This window comes from Alistipes timonensis JC136, assembly GCF_900107675.1.
In the GTDB taxonomy this organism is placed as follows: Bacteria; Bacteroidota; Bacteroidia; order Bacteroidales; family Rikenellaceae; genus Alistipes; species Alistipes timonensis.
The window spans coordinates 108384-123050 of sequence record NZ_FNRI01000009.1; the positions used below are offsets into that span (position 1 = coordinate 108384).

Here is a 14667-nt window from a genome sequence, read left to right on the forward strand (position 1 = left end):
AAATTAAAAAGCATTTCCATATGTATCGCATGAAAAAAACCAAGATCGTCGCCACCATGTCGGATTTCCGTTGCACGGAAGAGTTCGTTGCGAAACTTTTCGATGCCGGAATGGACGTGATCCGTATCAATTCGGCCCACGTCACGGAGGAGGGCGCCACGCGTATCGTCGAGATCGTACACCGGGTCAATCCGGCCATTCCGATCATGATCGACACCAAGGGGCCCGAGATCCGCGTGACGACGATCGCCGACGAATACGGGAACAGCATCAATTTCCGCACGGGCGACCGGGTGGCGGTGCGCGGTTCGGACGGCTCGGATCTCACCACCCGCAAGGTGGTCTACATGAATGTCCCCTCGATCGTGAACGACATTCCGGTCGGGGCGCGGATGCTGATCGCCGACGGCGAACTGGAGATCCGCGTCGTGGGCAAGACGGACGAGGAGCTCGACTGCGAGTTCATCGTGGGAGGCGCCATGCGTTCGCGCAAGAGCGTCAACGTTCCCGGAGTGTCGATCGCCCTGCCGTCGGTGACGGAGAAGGACCGCCGCTTCATCGAATGGGCCGTGACGAACGACGTCGATTTCATCGCCCACTCGTTTGTGCGCTCGGCCCGTGACATCAAAGCCGTGCAGGAGATCCTCGACGCCCACGGTAGCAACATCAAAATCATTTCGAAGATCGAGAATCAGGAGGGTCTGGACAATATCGACGAGATCATCGAGGCTTCGTACGGCATTATGGTCGCCCGCGGCGACCTGGGTGTGGAGCTTCCGGCCGAGGTGATTCCCAATACGCAGCGGCGCATCGTCGAGAAGTGCATCTGCGCCAAGCGTCCCGTGATCATCGCCACGCAGATGCTTTATTCGATGGTCAAATCCCCGCGTCCGACGCGCGCCGAGGTCAGTGACGTGGCCAGCGCCATCTACGAGCGTGTGGATGCCGTGATGCTGAGCGACGAGACCGCCATGGGCGATTTCCCCGTGGAGTCGGTGGAGACGATGGCCCGCATCGCCCGCGAGATCGAACGCGATGAGACGCATTTTAAACCCATGATCGACATGGACATGGTCTCGGTGAACCACGAGATCACGGCCCAACTGGCCCGTTCGGCCGTGCGCGCCTCGACCAACCTGCCGATCAAATACGTGGTGCTCGACACCAAGACGGGCCGCACGGGGCGTTACCTGGCGGCGTTCCGCGGTCGCAAGACCGTGATGGCCGTCTGCTACCAGCTCCACGCGCAGCGTATCCTGGCCCTGTCGTACGGCGTGGTGCCGATTCTCCGGAACCAGGAACTCACGGACCGTTACCATTTCCTGGTCGACGCGCTGGAATTTCTCGACCAGTATAAGAAACTGCACGACGAAGACCTGCTGGCCATCGTAGGCGGCAGTTTCGGTCCCGACGGCGGCGCTTCCTACGTTGAGATCGCCAACGTGCACAACATTCGCAAGCGCAACGAGGAGATTCTCGCGGCACAATGTAAGTAAACGCCGAAGATTTGGGGGAGCAGCTTAAAGAGAAGGTTGCGCAGGGCGTGGCGTGGAGCATGGCTGAGAAGGTCGGTTCGATGCTGTTGGCCATGGCCGTGCGGCTGGTCATCCTGCGCCTGCTGACGCCCGACATCCTCGGATTCATGTCCATTCCGTCGGCCGTGGCGACTATCCTGCTGGTGGTCGTGGACAGCGGTTTTTCGCAAAGCCTGATCCGTCGCCGGGACCCTTCGCAGAGCGACTACAAGTCGGTGTTCCTCTTCAACATCGCCGTATCGGTGGTGCTCTACGGCGCGCTGATGGCGCTGATGCCTTTTGCGGCGCGCTGGTACGGCATGCCCCAGATCGCACGGATCGCCCCGGTGTTCTTCCTGCTGCTGCCGCTGAACGCCCTGTGCGCCGTGCAGAACACCATCTTCATCCGTCAGTTCCGCTTCGCGCTGTTGTCGAAGGTGACTTTTACGTCGTCGCTCGTGGGCGGATTCGCGGCCATCGGCTGTGCGCTGGCCGGATGGGGCATCTGGAGCCTGGTGGCCGAGCGGGTGATAACCGTCGGCGTGAGGACCGCGGTCCTGTGGTGGCTGAGCGACTGGCGGCCCTGCGGCAAATGCAGTGTGAAGCCCCTGCGGGAGATGGCGCCTTTCGGGTGCAGTCTGATGGCGACCGATCTGATCTCGAATTTCTACAACAAAATACCCCAGTTCTTCCTCGGAAAACTTTATCCTGCGGCGACGCTCGGATCGTATGATCAGGCGGTCAAACTGAAGGACATGCCCGCGACGACCGGGATGCAGGCGGTGCAGAACGTCACCTTCCCGGCCTTTTCGAAAATCCGGGACGACGCTCCGAAGCTGGCCGAAAGTTACCGGCAGGTGGTGATGGTCGTGGCCTACGCGATGTTTCCGATCATGGTCGGGATGTCGGCCGTGTCGCACGATATCTTCGCCGTGTTGTTGGGCGAGGAGTGGATGTCCACGGCGCCCTATTTCGAAGTGGTGTGTCTGGCGGGGCTCTTCTCGCCGATCGCCGTGATCGCCTACAACATCCTGAAAGTCCAATGCTCGGGACCGCTGATCGTGCGTCTCGAAGTGGTGAAGAAGGTTCTGATGACGGCGATCTTCGCCGTGACCATCCCCCACAGCGTGATGGCTGTGGTATGGGGACTGGTGGCTATCGCTTTCTGTGAAATGGCCGTCAATTTCATCGCCACGACCCGTTTCACGCCGCTGTCGTACGGCCGTTTCGTCCGCACGCTGCTGCCTCCGGCTGCGGTGTCCGCGGCGATGTACGCCGTTGTGCGGCTCACGGCGGCGGCAATTCCCGGCAACGACCTGCTGCGGCTGGTCGCCGAGGTCGCGGCGGGTGCCGTCTGCTACCTGCTGCTCTCGGCGCTGTTCCGGCTGGAGGCTTACCGAGAGCTGGTCTCCATCGTGCGCCGGCAGCTGAAAAAAAAGGACCGTCCTGTTTAGGCGGTCCTTTCGTTTTCCGGATGGATACGGGCTATTTGTAGACCTTCGGGGTGACGGTCCCCCGCAGCACCACCAGCGCGTTGATGACCAATGCCTCGAGTTCGTTCTCGCCGGGATAGACCTCGACGGGGGCGATGAAACCGCAGTGTTCGCGGATATACGCTACGACGGGCTCGTTGTAGGCGATGCCGCCCGTGAGCAGGATCGCCTGCACCTTGCCCGAGAGGGCTGCGGCTGCGGCGCCGATCTGTTTCGAGATGTTGTAGCACATGGATTCCAACACCTTTTTGGCCCGCTGGTCGCCCTCGGCGATGCGTTCCATGACCTGAATCACGGAGTTGGTGCCCAGGTAGGCCACCAGGCCGCCTTTGCTCGAGATGAATTTCAGCAGCTCCTCTTTCGTGTACTGTCCCGAGAAGCAGACTTTGATGAGCTCGCTCGACGGAATGCTCCCCGCACGGTCCGGGGCGAAGGGTCCGTCGCCGTCGAGTGCGTTGTTTACATCGACGATGCGGCCCTGCTTGTGCGCCGCCACCGAGATGCCGCCGCCCATGTGGGCCACGATCAGGTTCGACTCTTCGTAGGTCCAGCCCGCGCGGCCGCAGTGCAGGCGCGCGATGGCTTTCTGGTTCAGGGCATGGAAAATCGGCTTGCGCGGGCACATCGGCATGCCCGAGATGCGGGCCACGTCGTCCATCTCGTCGACCACCGGAGGGTCGGCGATGTAGGCTTTCACACCCGCCATGTGGGCAATCTGCGCCGCGAGGAGTCCCCCGAGGTTGCAGGCGTGTTTCATCGGGGCGTTGCGCAGGTCGTAGCGCATCCGTGAGTTGACTTCGTAGACCCCGGCAGGGATGGGACGTATCAGGCCTCCGCGGCCGATCACGGCCGACAGCTCTTTGATGTTGAACGACTGTTCACGCAGGGCCGAGAGGATCAGCCCCCGGCGCCAGTCGAGCTGGTCGATGACGTCGGCAAATCGGGAAATTTCTTCGGTCGAGTGACGCAGGGTCAAATCCAACAAAGGCCGCTCCTCATCGTAGAGGGCGACCTTTGTGGATGTTGAGCCGGGATTTATTGCTAAAACTTTGTAGCCCATAAGTTCTCGGTTCGTTAGAGTTTGGGTTAGTCCCGTATCCGGGTTTTATTTTTTCACTGCCAGGCAAGCCAGGGCGATCGAGTAGAGCTTGGTCTTGCTCGTGTCGCCGCGCGAGGTGAGCACGCAGGGTACCTTTGTGCCCATGACCATCGCGGCCAGTTCGCCGCCGCAGAGGTGGGTCACCGATTTGAAGAAGACGTTGGCCGACTCGAGGTTGGGGAACAGCAGGCAGTCCGGGTCACCGGCCACCGACGAGCCTTTGACTTTCTTGTGCTCGGCGACGTCCTTGTAGAGCGCCACGTCGAGCGACAGCGGGCCGTCGACGACGACCTTGCCCAGCTGGCCGCGGTCGGCCATCTTGGCCAGCAGCGCGCCTTCGGTCGAGGAGATCACGTTGGGGAGCAGCTGTTCCGAGGGGGCGATGCAGGCGATCTTCGGGGTCTCGATGCCCAGCAGGTTGGCCGTGCGGGCCAGGTAGCCGATCTGCACCATCTTCTGTTTGAAGTCCGGAAGCGGAATCACGGCCACGTCGGAAATGGTGAGCAGTTTGTGGTAGCAGGGCATCTCGACGATCGAGACGTGGCTCAGGACGCCCTTCGGGGGGAACAGTCCTGCCTCCTTGTTGAGGATGCCGCGCATGTATTTGTCGGTCGAAACGAGACCTTTCATCAGAACGTCGGCATTGCCCGATACGACCGATGCGACGGCCTGCTGGACGCATTTCACGTCGTTGGACTCATCGACGATGTTGAAGGCTTTGATGTCGATGTCGTTCTCCTCGCAGACCTGTTTGATAACCTCCTTGTCGCCGAAGAGCGTGGGCTCCACGAGCCCCTCTTTGTAAGCCTCGTAAACGGCTTCCAGCGTATGTGAATCCTGTCCGTAAGCGACGGCCAGACGTTTTTTACCCCGTTTTCTCGCCTCCTCGACGATTTCGGTAAGATGCTGAATCATGGTAATGACGGTATTAATGTGTAAAAATTGAATGTTTATTTCACCAGATTATAGGTATCCGTGGCGATCACCAGCTCTTCGTTGGTGGCGATGGTGGCGACTTTGACCTTCGAATCGGCGGCCGAAAGTATCTTGTTCACCCCGCGGGCACCCTTGTTGGCGGCGGGATCGAATTTGACGCCCATGAACTCCAGTCCCCGGCAGACCTCCTCGCGCATTTCGCACGAGTTCTCGCCCACGCCGCCCGTGAAGATAATCATGTCCACGCCGCCCATTTCGGCCGCGTATTCGCCGACGAACTTCCGGATGCGTCCGTAGTGCATGTCGCGGGCCAGGATCGCGCGGGGGTTGCCCTCGTCGTAGGCCCGGTCGATGTCGCGCATGTCGCTCGAGATATCCGAGATGCCCAGTACGCCCGATTTCTTGTTCATCATGTCGTTGAGCTGGGCGTAGGTCATGCCCTCCTTTTCGCCGATGAACGTGATGGCGCTGGCGTCCACCGATCCGCAGCGCGTACCCATCACCAGGCCGTCCAGCGGCGAGAAGCCCATCGACGTGTCGAACGACTTGCCGTTGAGGATGGCCGTCACCGAGGCGCCGTTGCCGATGTGGCAGGTGATGATCTTCGAGTTGTGGAAATCCAGCCCGGCGAGTTCGGCGCCCACCTGGGCCACGTATTTGTGGCTGGTGCCGTGGAAGCCGTACTTGCGCACGCGGTACTTGTCATAGTAGGCGTGGGGCAGGGCGTACATGTAGTTCACCGCGGGGATCGTCTGGTGGAACGAGGTGTCGAAAACCGTGACCTGGGGAACGCCCGGCAGGACCTTTTCGATCGAAAGCACGCCTTCGAGGTTGGCGGGGTTGTGCAACGGGGCGATCTCGAACAGCGAGCGGATCTTCTCTTTGGCATCTTCGGTGACGATGCAGCTTTCAGGGAAGAATTCGCCGCCGTGGGCCACGCGGTGACCGACGGCCTTCACTTCGTCGAGCGACGCGATCACGCCGTGTGCGGGGTCCGTCAGGGCATCGAGCACGAGTTTGATACCCGTCGTGTGGTCGGGGATCGGTTGGTGCAGCTCGAAATTCTCCTTGCCTACGGGTTTATGTACCAGATCGCCCTCCGGGAGGCCGATGCGCTCTACGATGCCTTTTGCGAGCAGCTTGCTCGACGACGGCTCCATGTCGATCACCTGATATTTGATCGACGACGAACCGCAGTTTAAAACCAGAATTACCATTTACCTTATTTTTAAGTTTTACTTTATTATGTATGCTTTTTCATTACCGGCCGGTGTTGTCGCCGCCGTCGGCGTCGTTTGCAAGTCTGACCCCACCCCCCCCCTCCCTCGGGAGGGGCTTGCGCGGCGCGACCGGGATTTCGTCCGGGTTGTCAGCCGGGATTTCAACCGGGGTGCAGTAATTTTTAATTCTTAATTTTTCATTTTTAATTGCGAACAATTTGAGCCCCGATCCACATGCCGAGCATCGCGAAAACGATGCAGGTCCCGACGCTCAGCGCGATGTAAGCCGTTGCGGGACCGTAATCCCCGGCCCGCAGCAACCGTACGGCGTCGGCCGAAAAGGTCGAGAACGTGGTGAAGCCGCCGCAAAATCCTACGATAAGCAACCATCCTGCCGCAGCCGATGATGTCGCTTCCAGCAGAATGCCGATCAGCAGCGACCCGAGGGCGTTGACCGCGAACGTTCCGGCCGGAAATCCCAGCAGCGTGTGCCCTGCCAGCAGCCAGGCCGAGAGCATATAGCGGACAACGCTGCCGGCGGCGCCTCCGAGGCCCACGGCTAAAAGTTCACGAATCATAAGTTAAATATAGGCATTATTTTACGGATGTGCAAATTTAAGCAAAAAATGATAACGATCTGTTTTATTTTTTGCCCGAATAGGTGGAAAAATTGTTAAATCCGCATTCGGAGCTGCCGTCGTTACGGTTCCCGGGTCTGCCCGTCTCCCGAAACGACATATTTGTAGGTCGTGAGTTCGGGAAGTCCCATCGGGCCCCGGGCGTGGAGCTTCTGGGTCGAGATGCCGACTTCGGCGCCGAAGCCGAACTGTCCCCCGTCGGTGAAAGCGGTCGAGACGTTGACGTAGATGCATGCGGCGTCGACCCGCTGTGTGAACTGCCGCGCCGTCTCCGCATTCTCGGTGACGATCGCCTCGCTGTGGCGCGAGGAGTGGCGTTCGATGTGGGCGAGGGCCTCGTCGAGCGAGCCGACCGTTTTGACGGCCAGTTTGTAGTCGAGGAATTCGGTGCCGAAATGCTCCTCCCCGGCGGGACGGAGCTGGCAGGCGGGGTAGCGGCCCGCGAGGGCGGCGTAAGCTTCCGCATCGGCATAGATCGTGACCCGTTCGGCGGCCATCGGGTCGCACAGTTCGGCCAGCTCCCCGAGGCGGCTGCGGTGGACGATGAGGCAGTCGAGGGCGTTGCAGACGCTCACACGGCGTGTCTTGGCGTTGCAGACCACGGCGCGGCCTTTCGCCAGGTCGCCGTCTGCGTCGAAATAGGTGTGGACGATGCCCGCGCCGGTCTCGATGACGGGGATGCGGGCGTTCTCGCGCACGAAGCGGATCAGTCCCGCACCGCCGCGGGGAATTACCACGTCGACATAGCCCACGGCCCCGAGCAGGGCCGCCACGGCCTCGTGGCCGGAGGGCAGCAGGGTGAAGGCAGCCGGGTCGATGCCCTCGCTGCGGAGCGCCTCGTGGAGCTGAGCGGCGATGGCCTCGTTGGAGTGGCGGGCGTCGCTGCCGCCTTTCAGCACGCAGGCGTTGCCGGTCTTCATCGTGAGTGAAAAGATGTCGGCCGTGACGTTGGGGCGCGCCTCGCAGACCATGCCCACGACGCCGAACGGTACGCGGACCTTGCGGACGGTCATGCCGTTGGGGCGGGTCCACTCGTCGATCGTCGTGCCCTGCGGCGCGGGGAGCCCGGCGACGGATTCCATGTCGGAGGCGATGCCCGCGATGCGCTCGGGCGTCAGCCGCAGGCGGTCGCGCAGGGGCGAGTCGGCGGCCATGGCCGCGAGGTCGAGGGCGTTGGCCGCGAGCAGTCTTTCGGTGTTCTCCCGCAGCAGGGCGGCGGCTTTCACCACGGCGCGGCTCAATGTGGCGTCGTCGGTCCGGGCCAGTTCTGCTCCGGCGCGGCGGGCGGCGGCAAACAGGGTTTCGTATTGCGTGTCCATCTTATTCCAGATATAGGTAATCGCAGTGAATCAGCGGTTTGAGACCTTTGCGGCCGAGGTTGCGCTGCGCCGTGGCGCTGTCGCACGAAATGCGGCCCACGCCCAGCGGTGTGCCTTCGGGCGAGAGGATGCGCACGATGTCGTCGCGTTCGAACTCCCCCTCGACGGCGGTGACCCCCACGGCGAGGATGCTCGCGGCCTTGCTCTGCGAAATGGCCGCGGCGGCTCCGGCGTCGAGACGCAGGGCCCCCTTGGCGAAACCTTCGCTGCTGGCGATCCATTTTTTGACCCCTGAAGCGGGGCGGGGCGCCGCTTCGAAGCGCGTGCACACGACGTCGCGGTTCGTGAGAATGAGATCCGTCAGAATGCCGTCGCGGCGGCCGTTGGCGATCACGACCTCGATGCCTTCGCCCGCGGCGCGCGACGAGATGCGGCTCTTGGTCGTCATGCCCCCGCGGCCGCGCGAGGAGCGTGCGGTGTCGATATACTGCGAGAGGTCGCGGCCCGGGGCCACGCGGCGGATGACCTGCGATGCCGGGTCCGCGGGCGAGCCGTCGTAGATGCCGTCGATGTTGCTCAGGATGACGAGCGCCTCGGCGTCCATCATCGCGGCCACGAGCCCCGAGAGTTCGTCGTTGTCGGTGAACATCAGTTCGGTGACCGAGATGGTGTCGTTTTCGTTGACGATCGGCACCACGCCGGCGGCGAGCATCGCCTCCATGCAGTTGCGCTGGTTGAGGTACTGGCGCCGCGTGGAGAGGCTCTCCTTGGTGGTGAGCACCTGTCCGCAGGCGATGCCGTATTCGTTGAAGAGGTCGTAGTAGCGGTTCAGCAGTTTCACCTGCCCGACGGCCGAGAAGAGCTGGCGTGCCGAAACGGTGTCGATGCGCCCGACTTTCTGTTCGAGGATGCTGCGGCCCGAGGCCACGGCCCCCGATGAGACGAGGATCACCTCCACGCCTGCGCGGTAGAGCCCCGCAACCTGGTCCACGAGCGCCGAGATGCGCGTGGTGTCGGGCCGGCCGTCTTCGCGGGTCAGCACGTTGCTGCCGATTTTGATGACGATGCGGCGGTATTTTTTCGATTCACAATTCATAATTCACAATTTCAAAATCGTCTCGTCCGAACAGACTGGTTTGGTTGCGTGCGACAAGCCCCCTCCCTCCCGTCATTGCGAGGAGCGTAGCGACGCGGCAATCCGATCAGGGTCGTAATCTCACAATGCGTTCGGCAGATTCCCACGTCGGTCCTTCGGCCCTCCTCGGAATGACAATCCGATTTTCACGTTTCACCCTTCGTTTCAGGGTTCGTATTTATAGCCGACGCCTTTGACCGTGACGATGCGTTCGTCGCCGATCTTCTGGCGCAGTTTGCGGATGTGGACGTCGATCGTGCGGTCGCCCACGACCACCTCCGTACCCCAGATTTTGGCGTAGATCTCCTCCCGCGGGATCAGCCGCCCCGGCGACGAGTAGAGCAGGTCGAGCAGCGCGAACTCCTTGCGCGGCAGGGCGATCTCCTGTCCGTCGCGGATCACCGTGTAACGGTCGCGGTCGACCGTGATGCCCGGAGCCGGGGGCGCGGCGGGGGCCGCATCGGCGTCGATGCGTTTGAGGATCGCCTGCACGCGGCTCACCAGCAGTTTCATTTTGATCGGCTTCGTGAGATAGTCGTCGGCTCCCACGCCGAAACCCGCCAACTGCTGCTGCTCCTCGCCCAGCGCCGAGAGGAAAACCACCATCGTGTCTTTCAGCACGGGGTTTTCGCGGATGGCCCGGCAGGTCTGGGCGCCGTCCATCACCGGCATCATCATATCGAGCAGGATCAGGTGCGGGCGGCATTCGGCGGCCTTTTCGAGCGCCTCGGCGCCGTTCTGGGCCGTGAAAACTTCATAACCCTCGCGGACGAGGTTGTAACGGACGAATTCGAGGATGTCGACCTCGTCGTCGACCAGCAGGATGCGATGACTCATGGTTGCGGTTTTAGGCGGCGGCGCCCGTCGTGCAGGGCCGCCATGCGGATAACTTTGCGAAGATAGTAATTTTCCGGCGAATAATCCAATAAATTGTCGTACCTTTGACCCTTCAAATATAACGATATGACCAACGAAGCTGATTTCAGCACCCTGGGCCTCAGCGAGCAGATGCTCGAGGCCGTCCGCGCAAAAGGATTCGAATCCCCCACCTCCATCCAGCGCCTCACCATTCCCCGCCTGCTTTCCGGCGACAACGACATCATCGCACAATCCCAGACCGGCACGGGCAAGACCGCCGCTTTCGGGCTCCCGATACTCCAGCAGATCGAACATTCGACGGAGGGCGTGCAATCCATCATTCTCGTCCCGACGCGCGAGCTGGCCGTGCAGGCCGCCGAGGAGCTGCTGAGCTTCAATGCCGGGCGGAGGCTCTCGATCACGGCCATCTACGGAGGGGCCGCCATGGGCGAGCAGCTGCGCCGTCTGTCGCGCGGCGTCGACATCGTCGTCGGAACCCCGGGCCGTGTGCTGGACCACATCCGCCGCGGTACGCTCAAACTGGACAAGGTCCGTTTCCTGGTGCTGGACGAGGCCGACGAGATGCTGAACATGGGCTTCGTAGAGGATGTCGAGGAGATCATGAGCCACACGGGCGAGGACCGCCGCGTGCTGCTGTTCTCGGCCACGATGCCCGAGCGGATCGTCCGGCTGTCGGAGGCCTACATGCGCGATACGGAGATGCTGCGCATCGAGTCGCAGCATTTGACCGTCGACCTGACGAACCAGATCTATTTCGAGGTGCGCGAGGCCGACAAGTTCGACGCTTTGACGCGCATCATCGACATCGAATCCGATTTTTACGGCATTGTCTTCTGCCGTACGAAGATCGGCGTGGACGAGGTGACGACGCGCCTGGTGGCGCAGGGATATTCGGCCGAGGGGCTGCACGGCGACGTGTCGCAGGCCCAGCGTGAGAAGATACTCCGCAAGTTCCGTGACAAGGCAGTCAACATACTGATAGCCACCGATGTCGCCGCGCGCGGTATCGACGTGTCGAACCTTTCGCACGTGATAAACTACTCGCTGCCGCAGGATTCGGAGAGCTATGTGCACCGCATCGGCCGCACGGGCCGCGCTGGGCGTCAGGGCACGGCCATCACGTTTATTTCGGGCGCCGAACTGCGGCGTTTCAACTGGATGATGCGCGACATCAAAGCCGACATCAAACGCGAGACGCTTCCCTCGCCGCAGGACATCGTGGCGATGAAGCGCGCCAAGATTAAGGACGACCTGCGGGAGATCGTCGAGAGCGAGGCATACGGCGATTACGCCGACTATGCCGCCGAACTGCTCGAAACCTATGCGCCCGACGTGGCGTTGGGAGCCCTGCTCCGGCTGGCGTTCCGCAGCGAACTCGACCAGAGCAACTATCCCGAGATTCGTTCGTTCTCGGTCGACCGCAAGGGCAAGACCCGGCTGTTCCTGACCCTCGGGTCGCGCGACGGCTATTCGGGACGCAGGCTGGTCGACATGCTCAAACGCAAATGCGGACTGAGGGACAAGAATCTCGACGACGTGCGCGTCTTCGAGAACTATTCGCTGGTGAGCGTGCCGTTCAGCGACGCCGAGAACGTCGTGAGCCGGCTCAACGCCTCGGGCGGCCGCCGCCGCATTGCCCGTATCGACCGCGAGGATGCGGCCGGCGGGGCGAAATCGGAGCAGGGCGAATCCCGTCCCGAAAGGCGGAGCCGACGCCGGGATGCGGATGCTGCGCCGCATGCCGAAGCCGTGGAACGTCCCGTGAAACGGAGCCGCAGGCAGGTTGCCGAAGCTCCGGCGGAGGCGTCCCGTCCGGAGACGCGGAGCCGGAAGAAGGCCGCGAACGACTGGAGTGCGACTCCGGAGGGCGGCAACGAAGGCTTCGACTGGGAGGCTTTCCAGCGTTTCGACGACGCTTCGGCGTGGGAGAAGCCCAAACGCGGAGGCGCCGGAACCAAGAGCGTGCGCCGCGGGGCGCGTCCCGTTACGACGGGCCGCCAGGCCGCACCCAAGCGTCTTGCCGCCAAGGGGCGCAAACGCTGACGCGAGGCTGTAAACTGCCGGAAAATCGCGCCGCCGTACCGGGATGCAGGGGTTTCTCTCGTCCGGATGGCGGCGTTGTTGCATCTTTTGGTGAAATCATTTCCGGATTCCGCATAAAATGGTTACATTTGCGAGATTTATATACCCCCGTATATATACGGGAATCAAAAATGCGTACTGAGATGGCTACTGAAAAACCGACACTTCCTGCTCCCGAAGAGCATGTCAGCCCTGCGGCTGAAGATGTGCAAGCGAATTCTGCTGTGACTGCCGAAGTCCCCGAAACCCAAAATCCCGCTGCCGAGGCTCCTGCCGAAGCGGAGGCCGTTCCCGCCGCGGAAGTCGCAGAGACGCCCGCCGAGACTGTCCCCGTCGAGGAGGCTGTCCCCGCCGAGGATGTCCCTGCCGAAGAGGCCGCTCCTGTTGAGGAGACCGTTGCCGAAGAGGCCGCTCCGCGGGCGAAGCGCGCCCGCATCCAGCCTGCGGCTGAACCCGTGGCCGAGGCGGTCGACGAGGAGGCTGTGCCGGGGGATGTGCAGGTGGATTTCGCCGATGAGGAGGCTGCGCTCGCCGCGCAGAACGCCGGATTGGAGATCGAAGGCGAAACGGCCGAGGAGGAAGCGGCCGACCGGTTGGCGGAAGAGACGCCCGATGCCGCGGACAAGTTCGCCGGCAAAGGCAAGGAGGAGTTGGTGGCGCTGTTCGCCCGGATGCTCGAGGAGCAGCCCGTGCAGTCGATCCGCCGGGATGTCGAGGCGCTGAAGATCGCCTTTTACCGCATTCGCCGCGCCGAGGTCGAGGCCGCACGCCGCCGCTTCGTCGAAGAGGGCGGCGCCGAGGAGGATTTCGCCCCGTCGGTGGACGGTGCCGAGGTGCAGCTCAAAGAGCAGTTCAAAATATACCGTCAGCGCCGCGACGCCTTTATCGCCAACCTCGAAGCTGAGAAGGAGGCCAACCTGAAGGTCAAACAGACGATCATCGAGGAGCTGAAGGAGCTGGTCAACTCGGACGAGACGCTGAACCATACGTTCAACAAATTCCGCGAACTGCAGCAGCGCTGGAAGGAGACCGGCATCGTGCCCCAGCAGTATGTCAAAGACCTGTGGGAGACCTATAATCTCCATGTCGAGAATTTCTACAGTTTCATTAAGATCAACAAGGAGCTGCGCGACCTCGACCTGAAGAAGAATTACGAGCAGAAGATCGCCCTCTGCGAGCAGGCCGAGGCGCTGATCCTCGAGCCGTCGGTGGTCGAGGCGTTCCACAAGCTGCAGAAACTCCATGACGAGTGGCGCGAGACGGGTCCCGTGGCCAACGAATATAAGGAGGCGCTCTGGGAGCGTTTCAAGGCCGCATCGAGCCGCATCAACAAACAGCATCAGGAGCATTTCGAGGAGTTGAAGAACGAGCAGGTCAAGAACCTCGAACTCAAAACCGAACTTTGCGCCGCGACCGAGGAACTTTCGGCGCAGCCGCTAACCACCCGCAAGGAGTGGAACAAGGCGAGCGACCGGCTGCTGGAAATCCAGAAGACCTGGAAGACCATCGGATTCGCCCCCAAGAAGGACAACAACCGCATCTACGAGCGTTTCCGCACGGCGTGCGACCGATTCTTCGAGGCCAAGCGGCAGTTCTACGCCGGAATGAAGACCGAGATGGAGCACAACCTCCAGCTGAAGACCGAGATCTGCGAGGCCGCCGAGTCGCTGATGAACAGCGAGGAGTGGAAGAAGGCCACCGACGAACTGATCGCCCTGCAGGCCCGCTGGAAGCAGATCGGAGCCGTGTCGCGGCGTCATTCGGATGCCATCTGGAAGCGTTTCCGCGCCGCCTGCGACAAGTTCTTCGAGCGTAAGGCGTCGCACTTCGCGAGCGTCGACGGCGAACACGAGGAGAACCTGCAGAAGAAGCTCGCCCTGCTGGCCGAAATGGCCGAGGCCGACGTGAAGGCCGGCGGTTACGAGGTGATCCGCGAATTTCAGCGCCGCTGGGGTGAGATCGGGTTTGTGCCCATCAAACAGAAGGACAGCATCCAGAAAAAATACAAGGCCGCCGTCGACGAGCTGTTCAACACGCTGCGCGGTTCGGAGCGCGACCGTTCGATGGGACGCTTCCGCGAGAAGGTGTCGTCGCTCAAAGCGTCGGGCGACCGCCGTCTGCGCACGGAACGCGAGCGTCTGTACAACAAGGTGCGCCAGTTGGAGCAGGAGATCGCGCTGCTGGAGAACAACATCGGGTTCTTCGCCAAGTCGAAGAACGCCGAGGCGCTGGTGGCCGACGTGCGTGCGAAGATCGACCGCGCCCGCGAGGAGATGGCCGCAGCCGTCGAGAAAGTGAAGCTGATCGACAAACAGGACCAGGAAGAACAGAACAACGAAAATAAATAGTCAA

11 protein-coding genes are annotated in these 14667 nt (G+C 61.8%); 4 read left to right on the forward strand and 7 right to left on the reverse strand.

Annotation, left to right across the window (positions count from 1 at the left end; genetic code table 11):
* The first annotated feature begins 20 nt into the window (after positions 1–20).
* The gene (gene pyk / locus BLU78_RS12095; RefSeq protein WP_010265743.1) at positions 21–1496 is read left to right on the forward strand and encodes a pyruvate kinase; all 1476 of its coding nucleotides are present in this window, start codon (positions 21–23) and stop codon (positions 1494–1496) included.
* An 11-nt stretch (positions 1497–1507) separates the two neighbouring features.
* Positions 1508–2968 carry a lipopolysaccharide biosynthesis protein gene (locus BLU78_RS12100; protein WP_010265741.1) on the forward strand — a complete coding sequence of 487 codons (1461 nt, stop codon included), beginning with the start codon at positions 1508–1510 and terminating at the stop codon, positions 2966–2968.
* A gap of 31 nt (positions 2969–2999) precedes the next feature.
* On the opposite strand, the gene buk is transcribed toward BLU78_RS12100, so the two are convergent.
* The 7 genes from buk to BLU78_RS12135 form a co-directional block, all read right to left on the reverse strand.
* Entirely contained in the window at positions 3000–4067 is a 1068-nt protein-coding gene (gene buk / locus BLU78_RS12105) for a butyrate kinase (protein WP_026020833.1), read from the reverse strand.
* A gap of 45 nt (positions 4068–4112) precedes the next feature.
* On the reverse strand, positions 4113–5021 hold the full coding sequence (locus BLU78_RS12110) for a phosphate acyltransferase (protein ID WP_010265737.1): 909 nt from the start codon (positions 5019–5021) through the stop codon (positions 4113–4115).
* A 35-nt stretch (positions 5022–5056) separates the two neighbouring features.
* Entirely contained in the window at positions 5057–6259 is a 1203-nt protein-coding gene (locus BLU78_RS12115) for an acetate/propionate family kinase (RefSeq protein WP_010265735.1), read from the reverse strand.
* A 206-nt stretch (positions 6260–6465) separates the two neighbouring features.
* Positions 6466–6840 (reverse strand): fluoride efflux transporter CrcB, encoded by a 375-nt coding sequence (gene crcB, locus BLU78_RS12120; protein WP_010265731.1) that lies wholly within the window; start codon positions 6838–6840, stop codon positions 6466–6468.
* Positions 6841–6962: 122 nt separating this feature from the next.
* Positions 6963–8219, reverse strand: coding sequence for a glutamate-5-semialdehyde dehydrogenase (locus tag BLU78_RS12125; RefSeq protein ID WP_010265729.1), 1257 nt, complete (start codon positions 8217–8219; stop codon positions 6963–6965).
* Position 8220: 1 nt separating this feature from the next.
* The gene (gene proB, locus BLU78_RS12130; RefSeq protein WP_010265726.1) at positions 8221–9315 is read right to left on the reverse strand and encodes a glutamate 5-kinase; all 1095 of its coding nucleotides are present in this window, start codon (positions 9313–9315) and stop codon (positions 8221–8223) included.
* A gap of 204 nt (positions 9316–9519) precedes the next feature.
* Positions 9520–10191: a response regulator transcription factor gene (locus tag BLU78_RS12135; protein WP_010265724.1), complete on the reverse strand. Its 672-nt coding sequence runs from the start codon at positions 10189–10191 to the stop codon at positions 9520–9522.
* Positions 10192–10317: 126 nt separating this feature from the next.
* Here BLU78_RS12135 and BLU78_RS12140 point away from each other — a divergent pair, with 126 nt between their 5' ends.
* Both BLU78_RS12140 and BLU78_RS12145 read left to right on the forward strand, forming a co-directional pair.
* Complete coding sequence (locus BLU78_RS12140) at positions 10318–12276, forward strand: DEAD/DEAH box helicase (protein WP_010265722.1); 1959 nt, start codon at positions 10318–10320, stop codon at positions 12274–12276.
* A 182-nt stretch (positions 12277–12458) separates the two neighbouring features.
* Positions 12459–14663, forward strand: coding sequence for a DUF349 domain-containing protein (locus BLU78_RS12145; protein WP_044106692.1), 2205 nt, complete (start codon positions 12459–12461; stop codon positions 14661–14663).
* Positions 14664–14667: the final 4 nt, after the last annotated feature.

Excerpts from the sequence above, each read along its gene's own strand:
- BLU78_RS12125 (WP_010265729.1), bottom strand. The coding sequence starts at position 8,219 with ATGGACACGCAATACGAAACCCTGTTTGCCGCCGCCCGCCGCGCCGGA.
- proB (WP_010265726.1), bottom strand. The coding sequence starts at position 9,315 with ATGAATTGTGAATCGAAAAAATACCGCCGCATCGTCATCAAAATCGGC.
- BLU78_RS12135 (WP_010265724.1), bottom strand. The coding sequence starts at position 10,191 with ATGAGTCATCGCATCCTGCTGGTCGACGACGAGGTCGACATCCTCGAA.
- BLU78_RS12140 (WP_010265722.1), top strand. The coding sequence starts at position 10,318 with ATGACCAACGAAGCTGATTTCAGCACCCTGGGCCTCAGCGAGCAGATG.
- buk (WP_026020833.1), bottom strand. The coding sequence starts at position 4,067 with ATGGGCTACAAAGTTTTAGCAATAAATCCCGGCTCAACATCCACAAAG.
- BLU78_RS12145 (WP_044106692.1), top strand. The coding sequence starts at position 12,459 with ATGGCTACTGAAAAACCGACACTTCCTGCTCCCGAAGAGCATGTCAGC.
- BLU78_RS12110 (WP_010265737.1), bottom strand. The coding sequence starts at position 5,021 with ATGATTCAGCATCTTACCGAAATCGTCGAGGAGGCGAGAAAACGGGGT.
- crcB (WP_010265731.1), bottom strand. The coding sequence starts at position 6,840 with ATGATTCGTGAACTTTTAGCCGTGGGCCTCGGAGGCGCCGCCGGCAGC.
- pyk (WP_010265743.1), top strand. The coding sequence starts at position 21 with ATGTATCGCATGAAAAAAACCAAGATCGTCGCCACCATGTCGGATTTC.
- BLU78_RS12115 (WP_010265735.1), bottom strand. The coding sequence starts at position 6,259 with ATGGTAATTCTGGTTTTAAACTGCGGTTCGTCGTCGATCAAATATCAG.